The following is a 20,403-nucleotide window of genomic DNA, read 5'->3' as shown; positions in this document are numbered from 1 at the left end:
ACGAGGCATTACATCCACAGACAATCCGGCGATAATCCCTGTCTCCCAATACCCAAGAATGGAACAGCGATACATGCCGAACGTGACCAGCCAGCTACACACACTCCTCGAACAACCCGGCATCATCACCATGCCCTGCTGCTTTGACGCATTCAGCGCAAAGCTGATCGAGCAGGCCGGCTTCCCCCTCACCTTCATGAGCGGCTTCGCCGTTTCCGCCGCCCGACTCGGACTTCCTGACACCGGCTTGATCTCAGCCGGCGAAATGGTGGACCAGGGTCGCAACATCTGCAGCGCCGTGGAGATCCCGGTCATCGGCGACGGGGATACCGGATACGGTAACCCGATGAACGTGCGCTGTACCGTAAAGAGCTACGCCGAGGCAGGTTTTGCCTGCATCATGATCGAGGACCAGGAAGCGCCCAAGCGCTGTGGTCACACACGGGGCAAACGGGTCGTTGACCGCCGTGAGGCGACCAATCGCATCAAGGCTGCGGTTGCACAGAAGGAAGCGGGCAGCGACGTCATGATCATGGCCCGAACCGACGCACGACACGAACACGGCATGGAGGAGGCGCTCTGGAGATGCCAGGCCTTTGCAGACCTGGGCGCAGACATCATCTTCCTTGAAGCCCCGCAAACCGTTGACGAGATGGCGCGCTTCTGCCGCGAGACCCCAGGGTACAAAATGGCACACATGGTTGAACAGGGCGACACGCCTGTTCTGCCACCTGCCGAACTCGAATCCATCGGCTACAAGATCGCTGCTTATCCGCTGACCCTGATCAGCAGCGCCGCTACCGCAATGCTATCCGCACTGGATGCGCTGAAGAGAGGCAAAACACCTGACAGGATGCTGGAGTTTTCAGAACTGAGAGCACTTGTCGGCTTCAATGCGTACGATGAAGAACTGAAGAGATACGATATTTGATCCAGTTCACATGTTACAGTTCAGCGAATCATCTATTATCGTTAGATTGCTTCAACAAAAGGCATCAGCATGAAACACCTCAACATTACCTCACTGCTCCTTGCCAGCATCACGCTTATCTGCGGCTTACTCCCGGGTACTACCGGCGCTTCCCAGGCAGATGATGTCCTCGGCGCTGTTTTCTCGGAAATGGCGAAACAGGTAATCCGCGATTACTACAAAGAGCGCTACGAAAAGTCCCGAGATGAAGATGACGACAACGGGAAAGGCAAGAAGCACAAGAAATCCAAGGGCAAAAAGCAGAAAGGTCTACCGCCGGGACTGGCCAAGCGTGAAAAGCTGCCCCCGGGCCTGGCCAGGCAACTGAAAGAGAAGGGCCGCCTCCCACCCGGCCTTGAAAAACGCGACCTGCCTGCCAGCCTGGAAAGCATGCTTCCGGAAACAACACACCCGGGCAGAAGCGCGTGGTGGTGGACAACGACGTTCTGCTGATCGAGGAGGCCACAGGATTAATCCTGGATATCCTCAGCGATATATTCTGACACTAGGCATACCGACCCCGGCGACCCTGAGCCTCCGGAGCCGAATAAGCAACTGAATTGACTGGACTTTATTAATTTTAATAATCCATTCCCAAAATCCTCCTATACTTGACTCTTACACAAGGTAATTACTACGCAGGAGGAGCTTATGACGCTAAACGACATTCTGGAGCGCAAATCCACCGGCATTATTACAATCAAGGCCTCGGTCACCGCACTGGAGGCCATCGACACCATGTGCAGACACAGGGTTGGCGCGCTGCTGGTTGAATCCGATGACGGCGAGTTGCTGGACATTGCGACCGAGAGGGGCGTACTCCAACTTTGCAGCAAGCACAACGGGAGACTCGACGGCGTTGGAATCGACGAGGCACTGACCCGCGATCTGATCGTCGGCACTACGGACTGCTCCATCGATGAAGCGATGTCCCTGATGACCGAGCACCGCTTTCGCCACCTGCCGATCCTCGAAGGCGGAAAAACCGTCGGCGTCATCTCCATTGGCGACCTGGTGAAGGCAAAACTGAAAGACGTCACCGTCGAGGTGAAATACCTTCGGGACTACATCAACACCTGACAAACCACCACGCCTCCAGGCAGGCCGCAGGGAAGCGCCTGCCCCTACCAATCTCACGTCCTTGCATTATGATGTTGGCACAATAGCGCAAGTTTGAACCAATGACCGATTACAAACCCATCCCCTGCGCCCTGCACAGTCAATACGAACTGCTGGCCATGCACCGCACGCCGGTAAGGGTAACCCTTGCAGAAACCGGGAACAGCCAGGCTGGCATCATCATCGATATCACAGCCCGTAATGGCGTAGAGCACCTGGTCCTGCAATGCCCTGAAGGCGAAACCGAATTGCGCCTGGACAACATCACGGAGATCTCAGAGATTGACCAGTAAAACACGCAACCGCCTGCTGGCAATACTCATCGCTGTAACAACCACTTCATGCAACGCCGAGAAGGGACAGACCCGGCTCAAGGAATACATGGAAGTCTTCCCCTATTTCTGGGGCGAGGTTTATGCGAGGGGCGGAGAAACACTCTACTGCGGGAGAAAATTCGGCGCGAACAAAGGCAAGGGCATCAACATCGAGCACGTCTTCCCCATGGCCTGGGCAATGAAAGCCGAAGGCTGCAGCAGCCGCAAGCAGTGTCGTCGCTCGAGTTCCCGCTTCAACCGAATCGAAGCCGACCTGCATAATCTCTATCCATCCCGCAGCCACATCAACGAGGCCAGGGGGGCCATGCCCTATGGAATGGTCGACGGTGAGCGCCGTCGCTTCGGGCCTTGCGACTTTGAAGTGAACGAACGAAAACGCCGCGTCGAACCTCGACCCGCAAGCCGCGGGAACATCGCCCGCGCCATGTTCTACATGCATGAAACCTATGGATTGAAGATCTTTAAACGCCAGGGGAAATTACTGAAAAGGTGGAACCTGGAGGATCCGCCGGACCGGGAGGAACAACGCAGAAATGAACGGATTGAAAAAATCCAGGGAACCCGCAACCGGTTTATCGATGCCCCGGATGCAGCAGAAAAGCTGGCATTCTAATCAGCCCGCTATTTGGGAAAGGATCAGCTCCGCATCAAGGTAATTGTGCTGAAGAAGCCTGCGAGTGCCCCCTGACTCGAGCACCAGTGAAGGAAAGCTCATTACCCCCATGGACCTGCACCGGTAGATCTCGTCAGCCAACTCATCACGAGCCGCGGTGAACGCCAGGTCGCGTGAAAAACGATCCGCGTCCATCCCCAATTTCCCCGCCAATGAAACCAGGGTATCACTGTCTGATGGATTTCGTGCCTCTAGATAATAGGCCCGCTGGATAGCAAATATCATCGACTCCTTGTATTCCACCCCCTGCCACCGCGCCGCAATAACCGCCCGGCAGGCAGGAAAGGTCGACCGCCTGGGCCGGCACTTTTCCCAGAAATCGAAATTGAACTCGGTACCCGGCACCTTCTGCCGGATCACACGCCATATACCCTGCAACTTCTGCCGCATCTCCCGGGGCATGGGTTCGTCGCTGTCGGGAGCAAGGCCGCCCAGCAATCGCCTGACTTCCACATCCTCGGGCAGCCCGCGCACCACGGCATCCCATACCGGGCGAAATGCCCAGCACCAGGAGCACATGGGATCGTGGACGAAATAGAGCACCCTGGTCATAGTAATCCTCTGTTAAAAAACAGCTCTCGCATCAAATGCCATCACCAACATTGCGATGAAACCCATGCCAGCATAACAACCTATCATCCGGAATCACCCGAAAACTTTCACTACCGAAAAATACAGGGTAAAAATAGGCAATGAACCAAGCCGTAACGCCTATCCAACCCGGCACGCTCTGGCAACGCATTGCCGAGACCACGATGCGTGCCCTCGCGTGCGGCGCCCTGCAGCCAATACAAACCGAATAGACTGTCATAGCGCAAGACAACATCCGGTTTCATGTTCGATGGGTCTCGAGCCTGCAACGAAAAGCCGAAGCAAAAACTGAAGGCGCCGCCCGCCAGGAGAATCCGCTCCTGCCCCCGGAGCCCGAGCTTACCGTAGGCGAAATCACACCCACCCACCTTGGTGTTCTCAACAAGCTCAATGTCATCGACAACCATCTATTGATCGTCACACGGACGTTCGAACCCCAGGACTCATTACTGAATGAAACCGACTTCGAAGCCCTGTGCTGCTGCTTAACCGAATTTCCCAGTCTCGGTTTCTACAATGGCGGCGAAGTTGCCGGCGCCAGCCAGCGGCATAAACATCTGCAACTGGTACCCCTCCCGCTTTCTGAAGGGGCTGCCGAACTTCCGACTCAACCGCTACTGGATAGCGTCACCACAAGGGAGCAGGTCACGCGAATCCCCGAACTGCCGTTCAGCAATGGCTTTGTTCGTTTTGACGAACCGGTGACCGCCGGCGACGCCCCCCCCGGATCAACGGCTGGTTTCAGAAACTGCTCGAAGCACTTGGCATGCCGGGGATTCCAGGCGGGGAACGACTGCTGCAGTCGAAGCCCTACAACCTGCTACTGACAAGGGAGTGGATGCTGCTGGTCCCTCGCAGCCACGAATTTCACAGGGGAGTATTCATCAACGCCCTGGGCTTTGCCGGTTCACTGTTCGTCAAGGAGAAGGAACAGATTACCAGCATACGAACCGAAGGCCCGATGGCACTGCTCAGGAACGTGGCCATGACCACCGATTATTGAGGTATCATCACCTCTGCCTTGACCACGGTGCCGAGCGGTATATGAACCATGAACTCACCACCATGCAACCTTTGCTGGATGCTCAACTTATTCTTCCTGAGTGAGTCGATAACCCCCTCCTTGGGCCTGGCTTCCTGGCCACTGCTGGTATAAATGCGCGCCTTGCGCCCGAGGTAGCTACCAAGTTCAGACCGCTTCACCTCCACATAACGCCAGCGCAGTACTGGCTTGGGCGGCTCCTCTGCCCCACCGGCATCAGCACTATCCTCTTGCAGGGAAGCCATCAGGTCCGCACTTGTCGGCATGGTGAAACTCAGGTCCGTGATCAGCCGGTTGTTGACACTCAGCTCAATCCCAAGCATTGCAATCATATCCTGCGGTCTGAACGCCGGCATCATGGAAGGATTGAAATTACTGGAAGGCTTGGCGCGTATGTGCACATCTCCAGCCTTGGTAACCAACTCCTTAAACAAGGTCCGTAGCCCCTGGCCCGGAATAATCCCAAGGGTCTGTGCATAGTAGGAGTCGGACTGACTGAAAAGCGTATTGATGAACTCCTGGGATGACTGGCCAGCCTTCTGGGCGCAGTGACTGACCATCTTCTTCATGTAATCAGGCTCGATCCGGTAGGCTATCTCGAAGTTCTGGAAGGTCGGCATTGCCCCCATGACAACCATACCGGGAGAACTTACGCCGCTCATACTCACATCCATGGCAAGGGATTCGATACCTTCGATCTGGTAGTCGAACATAAGCGCGACATCGCCTGCATCCTTGTCATATTCAAAACCGATACCTGAGTCCGCCACCAGGGTGCTGTAGCCGATGTCGAACAGCCCCGCGTGCTGCAGCACACCACCAAGGCTACAGGGCTCTGGCGCAGCCTTGTCCTGGGTTCCCGGGCCGAAGTTGAAAGTTGGACCGATATCCATCAGATCGCCCGTCACGGGAATCTCGGCACCCCAGATATTTGCGGAAAGCTTCTCCGGCGGTTCGCCTTTACCCAACCCCTGGGAGAGGTCCAGCAGAAATCCTATGCCATCGCCCTGAACTTCAACCGCCTCCACCCGCACCTCCAGGCCGGTTGCAAGAGGCGTAATGGCTATCTGTTTAATGGTCAGCTTGCCGCCAAGGTCGGTACTGAGGCCGCCATAGCTGATGTGCGCAAACGGCGCAGCCATGGTAATGGCATTATCAAGCTCCGATGTGACCTTGTAATGGATGTAGGCCTTGAGCCCTCCATTGGCCAACGCCGCACCGATAACAGGCACCAGAATCAGCGTCTTTAACTTCACTGCTTGCCCCTTTTCTTATTCCTTTCGCAAACCCAAACGACAATGGCAATGCCTTGCCATTGGGATTTCACCCGTGGTGACACCACCAGGTGGCCCGATAGAGCTACATCAATACCAAAAGTTTAGTCCAATCAGCAAATTTTAATCGACCAATGCCCAACACTCACTATTTTGGCCTGGCCAGTTCGATGATCTCACCCATACCCATGTATTCACCCGCCCCCAACCTGCCGACCGGGTCGAGCCGATCGGCATGTATTTTCAATCTCCCGCCATCACCCTGGCTGACAATCCCATCATCCAGATACAACTGCCTTACCTGCCCGAAAATCAACGACTGGGGCGAAGCGCCGATCTGCTGGATCTCATGGAGCTCACAAGCCATGGCCAGGCGGCACTGTGCAAGACGAGGCAGTTCAGCACCTGGAAATTCTGCCAGCTCCAAACCCAGCGCCTCCACCTCGGACTCTCCTGCAGGCAGGCTGGCAGCACTTTCGTTCACCGCACCCATCACATCCCGGTGCGGGATATGCACTACGAAATGTTTTCGCGCCTCGATATTTGCAGCAGTGTCCTTTGGCGCCCCGTCAGACCTTCTGCCGATGGAGAGCATGATCAGCGGTGGCTCACTACTGACTGCACTGAAGTAGGAGAAAGGCGCCAGGTTCTTGCTGCCGTCGGCATTCTGCGTCAACACCCAGGCAATAGGGCGGGGAATCAGCGCCTGGGTCATCGTGAACTAGACCTGGTTTGCCGTGAATTCAGAAAGGTTGATATTCATTACAACTCCGCAGCAACAAGGGGTACGTACATCTCTTCGGCGCTTACTCCACCATGAACTCCGAGATGCAGATGAGGATGTTCGCCCAGCACCCTGTCCTTGATCTTGTAATCTCCCTTCATGGCAAGAATATAGTCGCCGATTCGATCCTTGAACCTGGGATGAGGGTCACCCAGCCCGAACCACCCCTCATCCATCATCTCACTGGACGATTTCAGTTCGATGCAGTGCCCAAGCTGCTGGCTGACATAATCGGTAAACAGGGACTCATACCCCGACCGCAGATAACAGTAGGAAAAACGGGACTCCCCACTCAAGGGCAACACCAGGCACTCGGCAAGATCCGGATGATCGGACATCTGGATGGTATGTTCCGGGGCAGTATTGATAAAACCGTGATCCGAGGTCACCAGCATGGCCGTATCCGAACCGCTCAAGCGCCGGCTGAATTGCTCCAGCGCAGCATCGAACTGCTCGAAGTGATTGACTGCCTGCGCGCTTTCCACCCCATACTTATGGGCGATAGCATCGAACTCGGGCCAGTAGGCATAGACATAGTTGCGCTCTATTCCGGCCAACCTCGAACCGATCGCAGTAAAAAAATCGTCCAATCCACGGTAAGGCAGTACTGCCGCATCGTCGTTGAATGCCGTATTGAAATCGGAGCCGGCAATCCAGTCCGGCATGATCGCGGAACAATTGGCCTGCATCCGCTTGAAGATCGGCTCACAGCCGCAGAGATCCGACGGACTCAAACCCATGGTGCCGAGCGAAGCACTGCCGTGCCTTGAACGAAACGGCAGCACCGCCAGCATGTCACCCAACTCCCGAAAGTAGGTGAACCACCCGGAAAAACCATGTTGTTGAGGAGGGACACCCAGCATGAATGCAGGAATGGCGGTGGCCGTGGCTGAAGGTGTGACCGATGTCATCCTCCCCCGGAGCTTGCCGGAGAGGAAACTGCCGTCGCCATGCTCCTTGAGGAACTGGTAACCCAGTCCATCGATCACCAACAGGAGAATATTTTTTGCCCGCGACAACGGGCCTAGAGAAAGCAAAGGTGTGGCGGCGTAACCCTGGGCATCGGCCCCCATCGCATGGGCGATGGAGGCCATCAGGTTGACTATGCTGCCGCCATGATAATCGGGTTTGATCAACCAGCGATACCCACCAATTCGAGTTCGAAATTGAGTGCCTTGCCCGCCAGCGGATGGTTGCCGTCGAGGGTGGCCATATCGTCGGTCAGGGCGGTAACCGTCAGTAGATAGGGGTGACCTTCGGGTCCCTGGGCCTGGAGCTGCACACCGACAGCCAGTTCGATCTCTTCCGGAATATGTTCCCGGCCGACTTCCTGAATCAGTTCAGGATGGGATTCGCCATAGGCCTCTTCGACTGGAATGTGGATGCTCTTGGTTTCACCAACCGCCATGCCGATTAGCGCTTTTTCAAAACCGGGGATTACCTGGCCGGCTCCCAGTGTCACCCCCAGGGGCTCCGCACCACGGGATGAATCGAACTGGGTTCCGTCCTCCAGGGTGCCTGTGTAATGGACCTGAACGGTACCACCTGATTTAGCCTCGGACATTGAAAGTTCCTCGATGTTTTTATGAATTTAAGAGGAACCTCCGGGAGATACCTCCGCAACAGCCGCGCACATTGAATGCTGGTCACGACCAAACGTAGTATATGATGGCACGTTCGCCCCCTGGTATCGAACTTTAGCCAAGCACACCCCTGAAATGCCGTTGAGAAAATCCAAGAAATTCGACCGTAACCAGGCCCTGCGCCGCTACGAGAAAAACCGCCGCCGCAACCTTCTGGCAGAACCTGGCGAGCACAACTTCGCCATTGTCCTGGACCACCTTAAGGCTGGATTCAACGTACCCAAGATTTTCCGCAGCGCCGGGGCATTCGGCGCGGCCGAGGTACACCTGGTCAACATCGGCCCATTCGACCCGGCGCCGGCCAAGGGAGCCTTCAAAACCGTCCCGGCCCGCTTTCACGAAACCTTCGAAACCTGTTACCAGGCACTCATTTCCGATGGTTACACCCTCTACACCCTTGAAGCGGACAAGGGCGAAATGCTGCACCAGGTGGCGTTTCCGGAGGAATGCGCCTTTATCTTCGGCCACGAGGAGCGGGGACTGAGTTTTGATCCCGAGGACTATCCGGAGATCCGCAAACTGACCATCCCCCAGTACGGCCAGATAGAGAGCCTCAATGTCAGTGTCGCTGCCTCCATCGTCATGTACGAATACATTCGCCAGCATGGCGGTGAGCCCCGCAAGAGCGTACCCAAAAACGAACCCCGCCGGGTCATGGACAGGTAGCCAGGGTCGACGGCGCTTCCCCCCTCGGCACCTCAATTTCCCCTAAAGCACCTCAAGGCTTTATAATTGCGGGCTTTTTCCCATATTGCGTCCGGATTTACAGACCATGGCCAGCAGCACAGACCGTACCGATGAACTTAAAGCCCTGCTCGATGAGCGCATCCTGATCCTGGATGGCGCCATGGGCACAATGATCCAGCGCCACGGTCTGAAGGAGGCGGACTACCGCGGCGAGCGCTTTGCCGACTGGCCCAGCAACCTCAAGGGCATGAACGACCTGCTGGTGCTCACCCAGCCTGACATCATCCGCGGTATCCACGAGGAGTACCTGGAAGCAGGGGCCGACATCATCGAGACCAACAGCTTCGGCGCCACGGCCAAGGACCTGGAGCGCTTCGGCCTGCAGGATTATGCCTACGAACTGAACGTGGCGTCGGGCCGCCTCTGCCGTGAGGCGGCGGACAAGTACAGCACGCCCGAAAAGCCCCGGTACGTGGCCGGCGTACTCGGCCCGACCCAGAAGACCGCCTCAATGTCGGTGGACGTCAACGACCCCGGCGCCCGCGCGATCAGCTTCGACGAACTGGTTATCGACTACTCGGAAGCTGCCCGCGGCCTGATCGAAGGCGGCGCGGACATGCTTCTGATCGAGACCATCTTCGACACCCTCAACGCAAAGGCGGCGATCTTCGCCTGCGAGCAGGTGCTCGAGGAGGACGGCATCCGCAAGCCGATCATGATCTCAGGCACCATCACTGACGAATCCGGCCGCACCCTCTCGGGACAGACCACCGAGGCGTTCTACAACAGCCTGCGCCACGCGAAACCCGTTTCCATCGGCCTCAACTGTGCCCTGGGGCCCGACAAGCTGCGCCAGTACGTAGAGGAGATGTCACGCATCGCCGAATGCCGGGTCTCTGCTCACCCCAACGCCGGTCTGCCCAACGAGTTCGGCGAGTACGACCTGGATGCCGAGCACATGGCCGAGTATCTCTCGGAGTGGGCTGACAGCGGGTTTCTGAACATCGTTGGCGGCTGCTGCGGCACATCCCCCCTGCACATCAAGGCCATCGCCGACGCGATGCAGGGCAAGCAGCCCCGCAAACTGCCCGACCTGCCAAAGGAGTGTCGCCTCTCGAGCCAGGAGCCCTTCAACATCGAAAAAGCGCTCAACTTCGTCAACGTCGGTGAACGGGCCAACGTCACCGGCTCGGCCAAGTTCAAGCGGCTGATCCTCAACGAGGAGTACGAGGAGGCGCTGGAGATCTGCCGCGCCCAGGTGGAGAACGGCGCCCAGATCGTGGACGTGAACATGGACGAGGGCATGCTGGACGGCATCCAGGCCATGACCCACTACCTCAACCTCTGCGCCTCGGAGCCCGACATCGCCAAGGCCCCCATCATGATCGACTCCTCCAAGTGGGAGATCATCGAGGCGGGACTCAAGTGCGTCCAGGGCAAGCCGGTGGTCAACTCCATCTCCCTGAAGGAGGGTGAGGAGAGATTCATCCAGCAAGCCAGGCTCTGCCGCCGCTACGGCGCCGCCATCATCGTCATGGCCTTCGACGAGCAGGGACAGGCCGACAACCTTGAACGGCGCAAGGAGATCTGCGGCCGCGCCTACAAGATCCTCACGGAGCAGGTGGGCTTTCCCGCCGAGGACATCATCTTCGACCCCAATATCCTCACCGTGGCCACTGGTATTGAGGAGCACGCCAACTACGGCGTGGACTTCATCGAGGCCGTGCGCTGGATCAAGCAGAATCTGCCCCACGCCCTGGTCAGTGGCGGCGTCTCGAACGTCTCCTTCTCCTTCCGCGGCAACAACCCGGTGCGCGAGGCGATTCACGCGGTATTTCTCTACCACGCCATCCAGGCGGGCCTCGACATGGGTATTGTCAACGCCGGCCAGCTGGCGGTGTACGACGACATCCCCGACGAGCTGCGCAAGGCAGTAGAGGACGTGGTGCTCAACAGTGACGAAGGAGCAACCGAGCTACTTATCGAACTGGCGCCCAAGTACAAGGGCGACGGCACTGTCACTGAAACCAAAGCCGATCTCGAATGGCGCAGCTGGCCCGTGAACAAGCGCCTGGAGCACGCCCTGGTCAAGGGCATTACCGAGTTCATCGAGGAAGATACCGAGGAGGCGCGCCAACAGGCTGAACGCACCCTGCACGTGATAGAGGGACCGTTGGTGGACGGCATGAACGTGGTTGGCGACCTATTCGGTGCCGGCAAGATGTTCCTGCCACAGGTGGTAAAATCCGCCCGCGTGATGAAGCGGGCCGCAGCCTACCTGGAGCCCTACCTGGAGGCCGAAAAGGCGGAGTGCGCCACCAGCTCCCAGGGCAAGATCCTGCTTGCCACGGTGAAGGGCGATGTCCACGACATCGGCAAAAACATCGTCGGCGTGGTGCTCCAGTGCAACAACTACGATGTCGTGGACCTGGGTGTAATGATTCCCGCAGACGACATACTGCACCGCGCCCAGGAAGAGAACGCGGACATTATCGGCCTCTCCGGCCTGATCACCCCCTCCCTGGATGAAATGGTGCACGTGACCAGGGAGATGCAGCGCCTGGGCATGAAACAACCCCTGATGATCGGTGGCGCCACCACATCCAAGGCCCACACTGCCGTGAAGATCGACCCGGAATACGAAGGCCCCGTGGCCTATGTTCCGGACGCTTCCCGTGCCGTGGGCGTGGCCACCAACCTGCTGTCCGATGAGCTGCGGGACAAATTCATTTCCGAACTCGATAACGAACATGCGGAGGTGCGCGAACGCCGCGCCGCCAAGCAGGAGGGCAAGAACCTGGTCTCCATCGGGGAAGCCCGGGACAACCCGACCCCCATCGATTGGAGCGGCTATATTCCTGCACAGCCCGCCCAGCCCGGCATTACCGTTCTCGACGATTTCGAGCTGGAGGATATCGCCGAGTACATCGACTGGACCTTCTTCTTCCACGCCTGGCAGCTCAAGGGGCGTTATCCCCAGATCCTGGAGGATGCAGAAAAAGGTGAACAAGCGCGCAAGCTGCTCGATGACGCCCAGGCCATGCTGCAACAGATCTTCGACGAGACATGGCTCCAGGGGAAAGCCGTGATGGGCTTGTTCCCCGCCAATGCCGTTGGTGACGACGTGGAGGTTTACAAGGACGAGAAACGCGAGGAGCTGCTCACAACATTCCATGGCCTGCGCAAGCAGGGCAGGCAGCCTTCTGGTCGCGCCAACGAGTGCCTGAGCGACTTTATCGCACCCAGGGAGAGCGGCATCGCCGATTACATTGGCGGTTTCGCCTGCACCGCAGGCCTCGGTATCGACGAAAAACTGGCCGAGTTCGAAAAGAGCCACGATGACTACAGCGCCATCATGCTCAAGGCCCTGGCCGACCGCCTGGCTGAAGCCCTGGCCGAGTGGCTGCACCTGATGGTACGCAAGGTGATCTGGGGCTACTCAAGCCACGAAGTACTGAGCAACGAGCAGCTGATCGACGAGGAGTACACGGGCATCCGCCCCGCCCTGGGCTACCCGGCCTGCCCGGATCACACCGAGAAAGATCTGCTGTGGGAACTGATGAGCGTTGAAGAAAACACAGGAATCTGGCTTACGGAAGCCAAGGCGATGGTACCAACGGCTGCAGTCAGCGGCCTCTATTTCTCACACCCCGAAGCCCGCTATTTTGCAGTAGGCAAACTGGCCAAAGACCAGGTCGAGGACTACGCCAAACGAAAGGGGATGGCTGTGGAAGACGCGGAACGCTGGCTTGGCCCCAACCTGGCCTATACACCTGCCTGACATACAAAGCCCGCCCAATGGCGGGCCTGCTAACACAAATACACACCCAAAGCACAGGGAACATTTTCCATCAAAATTCTGTTGACGCGATTCGAATTCAGCAATAAATTTGCTTTCGAATTGATAAGAATCCGCCGCAAGCCCTGTAGGCTGGATCGTTATGCGAGGAGAGTATAGATGCTGAAGCTTGGTGATCCCGCACCGAACTTCGAGCTGCCCAATGCTGACCTGGAGATGACCCAGCTTGCCGACTTTTCCGGCAAGAAAAACCTGGTGCTCTATTTTTATCCCAAGGACGATACCCCCGGCTGTACCATTGAGGCCCTGGAGTTCTCCGATCTGCACGATGAATTTTCTGAACTGGATACCGAAATCCTCGGCATCAGCCACGACAACTGCCTCTCTCACGGTGCATTCAGGGACAAGCACGGACTCACCATCCGCCTGCTTGCGGATATCGATGGCGTGATGTGCGAGGACTACGACGTGTGGCGCGAAAAAGAGGCCCACGGCGAGAAGCGTATGGGCATACTGCGCTCCACCTTCGTCATCGATAAAAACGGCATCGTTCAGCACCCCCTCTATGACACCAAGCCCAAGGGCCATGTCGAACAGGTGCTGGAACTGGTTAAAGCGCTTTGATCAGCCTGCCCGGCGGCGTCTTGAATCACAAACACTGCAATCGCTGTCGAGACCGCAGCTCTCTTTCCAGCAGGCAACCGGTTCTTGCTGCGATAAAGACAAACGCTCAAGGTGCGCCTTGCCGTTAGCCTTGACCAGCGTGACCTCGCCTTCCAGTTGATCTGCAGCCAGAAAAGCGGCAGCTTCCCGAACCGTAGGCATACATACCAGGCGACCGGGAGCATAGCCATCGACCATGCGCTCCACGTGACTGGCGATCTCACCGACAAAAACCACGCGATCGGCAATGTCCAGCGCCCCCTTGCTGCTTTACGGTATTTCTTGCTGGAGCCGCCACCCATATCGGAAAACGGGCCAAACACCACTGTCTTACGTGGTGAAACTGCATTCAACAAGGTCCGACAGGCCAACTCAATTGTCCAGTATGGCGCCTTGGCCGTGTCGTTTATGAACCAGCTCTCCGCAGGCGTTTTGTACAGAGCCATGCTGCCAGGTACAGCTTCGACTGTCGCCATTCGCTTGGCGCAGGTTTCCAGATCAAGCCCCACGGCAATCGCCGCCAATGCCGAACTAAGCCAGATTTCACCGGCCAACCTGGTCTCGACCCTGGCTTTTTCTCCGTTATAGTCCACGTTGAACGAGAGCCTGCCCGGCCAGGTTGCAGAAATTTCCGACGCACGTAAATCCGCATCCGCAGACAGGCCGTAACCAATCACCCGCCCATTGGTCACATCAGCCATTGGCCGCACAAAGGGGTCGTCGAAATTGAGTATTGCAACGCCTTTCCGTGGAAGCACACGCACCAGGGTTTGCTTCTCCTGGGCAGTCGCCTCGCGGCTGCGAAAGTTTGTGTAGTGATCCTGCCCAACGGCGGTCACGATAGATATCGTAGGCTTGAGCAGAGGCATGACCGTGGCGAGAAATCCCGGGCGATGCCCACTCACCTCCTGAACATAGTAACGATCCGAACGCCTTACTTTCAGGATGTTCTTTGAAACAAAGCCTTGGCCGTTGAACAGGTGGACACCATGCCCCTGCAAGCTTCCGGACAAGGCATGGTCAAGAAAACGGGTTGCGCTTGTTTTGCCACAACTGCCCGTAATGCCTATCACCTGGGTTGATGTCAGGCACCGTCTCCACAACTAGGCCAGCACATCTCTTGGCCGATGTATTGTTCTCAGTGTTTTTTTCTTCTTAGCCATTGAAAAACGAATACTGGTAAAAGAAGGGGAACAGGACTGTGCAGATAGGATTTCCTACAGATTATCAGTCAGCTACACGAGAAACCACCAGGCACCTGTAGATTCTGGCCAAAAATTGCCGAGCAGCGCATTTATGCAAAGCTGCCCCACCCCAACACAGAAAAGAGCCTATCAAGTTCAGGATCCTCTCCCGCGAGGATAATCTGCTCTTCGCCCGTATAGGGGTGCACGAAAGTCAACTGCGCTGCCTGCAACAGCAGCCGGCGAGAATTGAAACGATCACGGAACATCTGGTTGTGCCGGCCATCTCCGTGAGAGGTATCCCCAACGATGGGGTGGAAGATATGTTTCATGTGCTTGCGTATCTGGCGCATCCGGCCTGTCACCGGCATCACCTCCAGCAGGGAGTAGCGGGCGGTCTGGTAACGCCCAATCGGTATCGGCAGCTCCACCGTAGCCAACCGCCTGTAGTCGGTTATCGCCGCCTGGCGCTCCGTTGCCTCCTCCTCAAGCAACGGGTAATCGATATGACCCTGAAGATCGGTATAACCGCGCACCACTGCCAAATAGCGCTTGTCGACTTGCCGGGTCTCAAACAACCGTACAAGCGAGCGTGCCGCCTCAGAGCTCAAGGCAAACACCAGCACACCGGATGTAGGGCGGTCGAGCCGATGCACCGGGTAGACCCACTGACCAAGCTGGTCGCGCAGCATCTGCATGGCAAACCGGTCACCGTCGGCGATCCGGGTACGATGCACCAGGAGTCCGGCCGGCTTGTGAATGGCAACATACCATGGGTCGCGGTAAACAATCTGCAAGTCGCTCATTCGCGGTATATTACAGGAGCAACACGCTCAGTTTGAATCCATGCAACGATAGGGTATGGTTGTGAAATAACCTGGCCAATGCAGATTGCACACCTGTGAAGCTTCGCACCCAGATACTGCTGTTCTTCTTCCTGTTCGCCCTCGCACCATTGATCATTGCCGTGCTGATCAACCTGCCACTGGTGCTGGAGAAGATGGAGCTTTTCTACCACAAGGCACACCTGCAGAACCTGCGTGCGGATTTCCGCGATCTCGACCAGCACCTGGCAAGTCGTGACGAGATGGTACGCCTGTTGGCCAAGCTACCAGAGCCTGGCGCAGCCATGGGCAAGGGAGAGTCCACCCCTGAGGCGATAGATCTGGCCCGCACCCAGTACAGCCAGTGGATCAACCAGATTCTGCAGGATCAGCTCGATATCGTGCAGATCGTCTTCTTCGACCAGGAGGGAAGAGAGCGATTCTGGCTCGACCGGGACATTACCACCCAGCAGTGGCAACCGACCACCGAGCGCCCGCCCCAAACGCCCAAAGAGTTTATTGAGGCGGCCTTGAAGGATACCAGCGGTCGCGCACTGGTGAGCCCGATCAGTATCGACCCGGCCGCAGAGGACCCCCGCCGTTTCATGACCTTGCGACTTGTCAGCCCTATTGGCGCAGAGGCAAAAGTGGGTGCCGTGATAATCAGCATCGACGTGGGCGGCATGGCCCGCTACTACCGAAACACACTCTGGGTCCACGACGATGGCAAATTTCTCCAGCATGCCGACCTGGCCGCACCCGCCGGCAACGCCTTTCAGCGCTACCCTGGCCTAGCTGACATGTTCAAACAGGGGAAGCCGGCACTCTGGGAAGGTGACGGACAGCAGATCATGTGGGTACCCCTGTTCAGAACAGAGCGCGCCGGTGCACTCTGGGTTGGCCGTACCGTCGATCCCTCCCCCATCGCCGATTTCCGGAATGCGCTGTCACTGCGTGTGCTGAGCATCGTCTTCGCCCTGGCAATAGCGGTCTGGTTCGCCTCCCAGCTCATCGCCCGCAGAGCAGAACGCCTGAGCCAGGAACTGACAGACGGCATTCAGCGCATCCTGGAGACGGATAAGCCAATCGCGTTCAACTGGCGAAAACCGCAAGAGCTGAAACAACTGGGAGAGGACCTCTCGCGGCTCTCGGCAAAACACAGCAGCAATACCCGCAACCTGCGTGCCCACGCCAAGGAGCTGGAAGAGTCCAACCGGTACAAGTCACAGTTCCTGGCCAACGTGAGCCATGAACTGCGAACTCCTCTAAACTCCATCCTCCTGCTTTCCAAGATGCTTGCAGACGAAAAGAGCGGTCTGAATCCGGAACAGCAACAACAGGCCAAGGTGATCAACAAGGCAGGCAGCGATCTTCAGACCCTGATCGATAATATTCTCGACCTCTCCCGCATTGAAGCCAGGCGCACCCATTTCAACATCGAAACCATTGCCCTGCCGGAGATGCTGCAGGACCTGGTCTCCCTGATTGAGCCCCAATGCCATGCAAAGGGATTGAATCTCGATCTACGGATCAACGATGACGCACCACGCAGGATCGTCTCCGATGTCGACAAAATACGGCAGATACTAAAGAACTTTCTGGCAAATGCCGTCAAATTCACTGACCAGGGCAGTATCACACTCTCTCTTGAGGGCGCGCCAAAGAGCGATGCCTGCGACTGCCCACTGCGCATCAGCGTCCAGGACAGCGGTATCGGTATTCCCGATGAAAAACAGGAGCATATCTTCGACGCCTTCCGCCAGGCCGATGGCGCCACCAATCGGCGTTACGGCGGCACCGGGCTGGGTTTGACCATCAGCCAGCAACTCGCCCATATGCTGGGCGGCCACATCGATTTCCAGAGCCGGGAGCATGAGGGCTCGACTTTTCATCTGCTCCTGCCCCTCCAGTTCGACAGCTCACTGGTGGACGAAGGGCTCATCGACACCGAAGACGAAATGCCGGAAGAGACTGAACCTCAACCCAGCATCGATACACCGACGCCTGAAACCACCCCAACAGGCGAGATCGGTTTTGAAGGTCACAGTATCCTGGTAATCGACAGTGATATGCAGACGCTGCTGTCCCTGGCCCCGTTGCTGGAAACCTGGGGACTGAAGGTTACTGCAGCCGGCGACCAGGACGAGGCCCTGGAGGCGATAGAGGAGGACGACAGTTTTTCTGTCGCCTTGATGGACCTCATGGTGCCCGGTATGGATGGCTGTGATACGATCAAAAAAATAAGAGCAATCAAGAAACATGCGGACCTGCTTATTATCGCCCTGACCGCGGATATCCACGGGGAGTCCAACCAGGTGTGTCTTGAAGCAGGAGCCGATGACTTCATCAGCAAGCCGATCGAGCCCGAGGAATTGAAAGATGCGATCAACCGGCATTTGCCAGCTGATCCCGTCTAAGCAGAAGATCAAATATGAAACGATACAGCGGTTTCAAGCTGCTCATTGTCGACGACCACGAGCACAATCTATTTACCCTGCGTACGCTGGTTCAGCAGCATATGGACGTGGAGATTTTCGAAGCCACCTCCGGACAGCAGGCACTGGACATCGCCCTGGGCGACCAGAAGATCGACCTGATCATCCTGGACATTCAGATGCCGGAAATGGATGGTTTCCAGACCGCCTCCATACTCAAGGTCCGCAAGAAGAGCCGGGACATACCGATCATCTTCCTGACCGCTGCCTTCAAGACCCAGGAGTTCCAGCAGAAGGGCTACGATGTAGGCGCTGTCGACTACCTGCTGAAGCCCATCGACGACAACCAGCTCATCAATAAGATCAGTACCTATTTCCGCCTGATCGAGAAAGAGCGGGAACTCAACACGGTGCTGGAGCGCAAAGTCGCCGCGCGCACCGCAGAGCTGGCCCAGGCCAAGCAACACCTCGAGAATATCATTCGCCACATAGGCGAGGCATTGCTGGTGCTCAATCCCGAAGGCACCATCATCCAGGCAAATCCCACCGCCTACGAAATGCTTGCATACGAGGAAGGCTCACTGATCGGCATGCAGATCGGCGACGTCTTTGAAGAGGAGGCCGATGAGCAGGCCGGCGCCTTCATGGGCACCTGGCTTGAGGCCCTGATTCGCGTCGGCGCCCTCAAGAAGATCGATGCCCGATTCATCGCCAAGGATGATCGCCGGGTGCCGATACTCTTTTCACGCACCGCCATAACCGACGACAATGGAGAAATCTCTGACATCATCTGCATTGCAAAAGACATGACCGGATATGTCCGGGAGGAGCCCCAGCATGAGCCGAAGACGGCCGGCAACCTCCCCTGAGACGCAACAGGAATACACAATGACTGATCCTACAGAACCCACAATTCCAAACGAAGACACAACGCTCACTGCCAATGCGCTCAAGGCCATGGCCCATCCGCTGCGCTGGAAGATTCTATGCTCCCTGGGCGATGACGAGCTATCTGTAGGTGAGATCGTTGAAAGAACCGGCACTTCACAGAGCAACATCTCCCAGCACCTGGAACAACTGCGGAACAAGAATATCGTTACCTCCCGCAAAGAGGCCAACCGTATCTACTACCGTATCCGAAATGGCCAGCTGCTGACCCTGATCGGCACCATGCGTAACGTGCTCTGCCCAGCCAACCTAGATGACCGTTACCCTCGCAACGAAGACTAGGGACTGCCAACACTATGCGCTGGACACCAGCTGCCGGGTGACATGACACCAGAACAATACTACCGGCAGCAACTCGAAGAGACAGACCTGGTTCCCGACACTGCCCAGGAGGCGGCAGTCACCGCCCTGCAGGATCTCTACGATCGCCTGATTCAAAACAATACCCCGAGCAGCGGCTATGGCCTGCTGAAGGGGCTGCTTGCCCCCCGTAAAAAGAACGCCATCACCCCGGAGCGGGGCATCTATCTCTGGGGAGGGGTCGGCCGGGGCAAGACCTGGCTGGTGGATCTCTTCTACAACCTGCTGCCTACCGAAAGAAAGCTGCGGTTGCATTTCCATCAGTTCATGCGCGACGTGCATGAGCAGTTGGCCCGACTGAAAGGCCTGCAGAACCCCCTGGACCATGTAGCCAAAAACCTGTCCCAAAAGGCCCGGATAATCTGCCTGGACGAGTTCATTGTCACCGACATTGGCGATGCCATGATCCTGGCAGGACTGCTCAAGGCACTGTTCAACCACGGCGTAACCCTGGTCACCACTTCGAACACGCCACCGGACAACCTCTACCAGGACGGCATTCAACGGGCCAGTTTCCTGCCTGCTATCGACCTGCTGAACCAGCACACCCAGACCATCAAGCTCGACGGCGGCACCGACTATCGACTGCGCTACCTAGAACAGGCCACCATCTATCACACACCCCTGGTATCGAACACCGGGCAGCGACTGAAAGAGGAGTTCGACGCCCTGGCACCGGAAGTTTCCCATGAGGGGGGCAATATCCACGTTTTCGGACGGAATATCCCGGTGAGGTGCATTGCCGACGATGCGGTCTGGTTCGACTTCATGGCACTCTGCGGACCACCCCGCAGCCAGGCGGATTACCTGGAACTGGCCCGCAGCTTCCATACCGTACTGATCTCGGACATTCCACGACTTGGCCCGGCACTGGATGATGCCACCAGGCGATTCCTCTACCTGGTGGACGAGTTCTACGATCGCAATGTAAAACTGATCATCAGTGCAGCCGAACCACCGGAATCGCTCTACCAGGGGGAGCGCCTTGCCTTCGATTTCCAACGTGCGGTGAGCAGGCTGCAGGAGATGCAGTCCACAGACTACCTGGCCAAGGGCCACCGCACCCACTAGA

The 20,403-nt window shown here is 57.2% G+C and carries 21 protein-coding genes; 14 read left to right on the top strand and 7 right to left on the bottom strand.

Going from position 1 to position 20,403, the window contains the following annotated elements:
• The first annotated feature begins 73 nt into the window (after positions 1-73).
• From BOW53_RS00275 to BOW53_RS00255, 5 genes are all read left to right on the top strand, one after another.
• Complete coding sequence (locus BOW53_RS00275; protein ID WP_078485530.1) at positions 74-931, top strand: isocitrate lyase/PEP mutase family protein; 858 nt, start codon at positions 74-76, stop codon at positions 929-931.
• Between the two features lie 69 nt (positions 932-1,000).
• Entirely contained in the window at positions 1,001-1,423 is a 423-nt protein-coding gene (locus tag BOW53_RS00270) for a hypothetical protein (protein ID WP_078485529.1), read from the top strand.
• Between the two features lie 198 nt (positions 1,424-1,621).
• The gene (locus tag BOW53_RS00265) at positions 1,622-2,050 is read left to right on the top strand and encodes a CBS domain-containing protein (protein ID WP_078485528.1); all 429 of its coding nucleotides are present in this window, start codon (positions 1,622-1,624) and stop codon (positions 2,048-2,050) included.
• 101 nt (positions 2,051-2,151) lie between these two features.
• On the top strand, positions 2,152-2,382 hold the full coding sequence (locus BOW53_RS00260) for a Rho-binding antiterminator (RefSeq protein WP_078485527.1): 231 nt from the start codon (positions 2,152-2,154) through the stop codon (positions 2,380-2,382).
• Complete coding sequence (locus BOW53_RS00255; RefSeq protein WP_078485526.1) at positions 2,372-3,037, top strand: endonuclease I family protein; 666 nt, start codon at positions 2,372-2,374, stop codon at positions 3,035-3,037. Before BOW53_RS00260 ends, BOW53_RS00255 begins: the two co-directional genes overlap by 11 nt.
• Here the strand turns inward: BOW53_RS00255 and BOW53_RS00250 are convergent, their stop codons facing one another.
• Positions 3,038-3,649, bottom strand: coding sequence for a DsbA family protein (locus BOW53_RS00250; protein WP_078485525.1), 612 nt, complete (start codon positions 3,647-3,649; stop codon positions 3,038-3,040).
• A gap of 257 nt (positions 3,650-3,906) precedes the next feature.
• Here BOW53_RS00250 and BOW53_RS00245 point away from each other — a divergent pair, with 257 nt between their 5' ends.
• A complete protein-coding gene (locus BOW53_RS00245) occupies positions 3,907-4,515 on the top strand; it encodes an ATP adenylyltransferase family protein (RefSeq protein ID WP_425442873.1) in 609 nt (202 codons plus the stop codon).
• The gene (locus BOW53_RS13615) at positions 4,455-4,691 is read left to right on the top strand and encodes an ATP adenylyltransferase family protein (protein WP_342748376.1); all 237 of its coding nucleotides are present in this window, start codon (positions 4,455-4,457) and stop codon (positions 4,689-4,691) included. The genes BOW53_RS00245 and BOW53_RS13615 overlap by 61 nt, the downstream gene beginning before the upstream one ends.
• Here BOW53_RS13615 and BOW53_RS00240 read toward each other — a convergent pair.
• The 4 genes from BOW53_RS00240 to BOW53_RS00225 form a co-directional block, all read right to left on the bottom strand.
• Complete coding sequence (locus BOW53_RS00240; RefSeq protein ID WP_078485524.1) at positions 4,685-5,986, bottom strand: hypothetical protein; 1,302 nt, start codon at positions 5,984-5,986, stop codon at positions 4,685-4,687. The genes BOW53_RS13615 and BOW53_RS00240 overlap by 7 nt on opposite strands.
• 166 nt (positions 5,987-6,152) lie before the next feature.
• Positions 6,153-6,719: a flavin reductase family protein gene (locus tag BOW53_RS00235; RefSeq protein ID WP_078485523.1), complete on the bottom strand. Its 567-nt coding sequence runs from the start codon at positions 6,717-6,719 to the stop codon at positions 6,153-6,155.
• Between the two features lie 47 nt (positions 6,720-6,766).
• Positions 6,767-7,924 carry an alkaline phosphatase family protein gene (locus BOW53_RS00230; protein WP_078485522.1) on the bottom strand — a complete coding sequence of 386 codons (1,158 nt, stop codon included), beginning with the start codon at positions 7,922-7,924 and terminating at the stop codon, positions 6,767-6,769.
• Complete coding sequence (locus BOW53_RS00225; RefSeq protein ID WP_078485521.1) at positions 7,921-8,352, bottom strand: FKBP-type peptidyl-prolyl cis-trans isomerase; 432 nt, start codon at positions 8,350-8,352, stop codon at positions 7,921-7,923. Before BOW53_RS00225 ends, BOW53_RS00230 begins: the two co-directional genes overlap by 4 nt.
• Before the next feature lie 154 nt (positions 8,353-8,506).
• Here BOW53_RS00225 and BOW53_RS00220 point away from each other — a divergent pair, with 154 nt between their 5' ends.
• From BOW53_RS00220 to BOW53_RS00210, 3 genes are all read left to right on the top strand, one after another.
• The gene (locus BOW53_RS00220; RefSeq protein WP_078485520.1) at positions 8,507-9,097 is read left to right on the top strand and encodes a TrmH family RNA methyltransferase; all 591 of its coding nucleotides are present in this window, start codon (positions 8,507-8,509) and stop codon (positions 9,095-9,097) included.
• Positions 9,098-9,203: 106 nt separating this feature from the next.
• Positions 9,204-12,899 (top strand): methionine synthase, encoded by a 3,696-nt coding sequence (metH, locus tag BOW53_RS00215; RefSeq protein ID WP_078485519.1) that lies wholly within the window; start codon positions 9,204-9,206, stop codon positions 12,897-12,899.
• A gap of 177 nt (positions 12,900-13,076) precedes the next feature.
• The gene (locus BOW53_RS00210; protein WP_078485518.1) at positions 13,077-13,541 is read left to right on the top strand and encodes a peroxiredoxin; all 465 of its coding nucleotides are present in this window, start codon (positions 13,077-13,079) and stop codon (positions 13,539-13,541) included.
• On the opposite strand, the gene BOW53_RS00205 is transcribed toward BOW53_RS00210, so the two are convergent.
• Both BOW53_RS00205 and BOW53_RS00200 read right to left on the bottom strand, forming a co-directional pair.
• Positions 13,481-14,653, bottom strand: coding sequence for a Mur ligase family protein (locus BOW53_RS00205; protein WP_172838709.1), 1,173 nt, complete (start codon positions 14,651-14,653; stop codon positions 13,481-13,483). The two genes, BOW53_RS00210 and BOW53_RS00205, sit on opposite strands and share 61 nt — an antisense overlap.
• A 221-nt stretch (positions 14,654-14,874) precedes the next feature.
• The gene (locus tag BOW53_RS00200; protein ID WP_078485516.1) at positions 14,875-15,570 is read right to left on the bottom strand and encodes a pseudouridine synthase; all 696 of its coding nucleotides are present in this window, start codon (positions 15,568-15,570) and stop codon (positions 14,875-14,877) included.
• Between the two features lie 95 nt (positions 15,571-15,665).
• Here BOW53_RS00200 and BOW53_RS00195 point away from each other — a divergent pair, with 95 nt between their 5' ends.
• The 4 genes from BOW53_RS00195 to zapE are packed head-to-tail and all read left to right on the top strand — an operon-like array spanning position 15,666 to position 20,402.
• On the top strand, positions 15,666-18,005 hold the full coding sequence (locus BOW53_RS00195; RefSeq protein ID WP_078485515.1) for an ATP-binding protein: 2,340 nt from the start codon (positions 15,666-15,668) through the stop codon (positions 18,003-18,005).
• A gap of 14 nt (positions 18,006-18,019) precedes the next feature.
• Positions 18,020-18,892, top strand: a complete 873-nt coding sequence (locus BOW53_RS00190) for a response regulator (RefSeq protein ID WP_078485514.1) — start codon at positions 18,020-18,022, stop codon at positions 18,890-18,892.
• A 19-nt stretch (positions 18,893-18,911) separates the two neighbouring features.
• Positions 18,912-19,253 (top strand): ArsR/SmtB family transcription factor, encoded by a 342-nt coding sequence (locus tag BOW53_RS00185; RefSeq protein WP_078485513.1) that lies wholly within the window; start codon positions 18,912-18,914, stop codon positions 19,251-19,253.
• A gap of 42 nt (positions 19,254-19,295) precedes the next feature.
• A complete protein-coding gene (zapE, locus tag BOW53_RS00180) occupies positions 19,296-20,402 on the top strand; it encodes a cell division protein ZapE (protein WP_078485512.1) in 1,107 nt (368 codons plus the stop codon).
• Position 20,403 lies beyond the last annotated feature (1 nt).

The organism is Solemya velesiana gill symbiont (assembly GCF_002020805.1).
GTDB lineage: Bacteria > Pseudomonadota > Gammaproteobacteria > Chromatiales > Chromatiaceae > Sedimenticola_A.
Note: the sequence above shows the minus strand (reverse complement) of the source record. Positions and strands in the feature narration are given on the sequence as shown.

Coding starts and splice junctions, on each gene's coding strand:
- BOW53_RS00275 (WP_078485530.1), top strand. CDS start 74: ATGCCGAACGTGACCAGCCAGCTACACACACTCCTCGAACAACCCGGC.
- BOW53_RS00235 (WP_078485523.1), bottom strand. CDS start 6,719: ATGACCCAGGCGCTGATTCCCCGCCCTATTGCCTGGGTGTTGACGCAG.
- BOW53_RS00265 (WP_078485528.1), top strand. CDS start 1,622: ATGACGCTAAACGACATTCTGGAGCGCAAATCCACCGGCATTATTACA.
- zapE (WP_078485512.1), top strand. CDS start 19,296: ATGACACCAGAACAATACTACCGGCAGCAACTCGAAGAGACAGACCTG.
- BOW53_RS13615 (WP_342748376.1), top strand. CDS start 4,455: ATGCCGGGGATTCCAGGCGGGGAACGACTGCTGCAGTCGAAGCCCTAC.
- BOW53_RS00225 (WP_078485521.1), bottom strand. CDS start 8,352: ATGTCCGAGGCTAAATCAGGTGGTACCGTTCAGGTCCATTACACAGGC.
- BOW53_RS00210 (WP_078485518.1), top strand. CDS start 13,077: ATGCTGAAGCTTGGTGATCCCGCACCGAACTTCGAGCTGCCCAATGCT.
- BOW53_RS00250 (WP_078485525.1), bottom strand. CDS start 3,649: ATGACCAGGGTGCTCTATTTCGTCCACGATCCCATGTGCTCCTGGTGC.
- BOW53_RS00190 (WP_078485514.1), top strand. CDS start 18,020: ATGAAACGATACAGCGGTTTCAAGCTGCTCATTGTCGACGACCACGAG.
- BOW53_RS00220 (WP_078485520.1), top strand. CDS start 8,507: ATGCCGTTGAGAAAATCCAAGAAATTCGACCGTAACCAGGCCCTGCGC.
- BOW53_RS00270 (WP_078485529.1), top strand. CDS start 1,001: ATGAAACACCTCAACATTACCTCACTGCTCCTTGCCAGCATCACGCTT.
- BOW53_RS00200 (WP_078485516.1), bottom strand. CDS start 15,570: ATGAGCGACTTGCAGATTGTTTACCGCGACCCATGGTATGTTGCCATT.
- BOW53_RS00260 (WP_078485527.1), top strand. CDS start 2,152: ATGACCGATTACAAACCCATCCCCTGCGCCCTGCACAGTCAATACGAA.
- BOW53_RS00185 (WP_078485513.1), top strand. CDS start 18,912: ATGACTGATCCTACAGAACCCACAATTCCAAACGAAGACACAACGCTC.
- metH (WP_078485519.1), top strand. CDS start 9,204: ATGGCCAGCAGCACAGACCGTACCGATGAACTTAAAGCCCTGCTCGAT.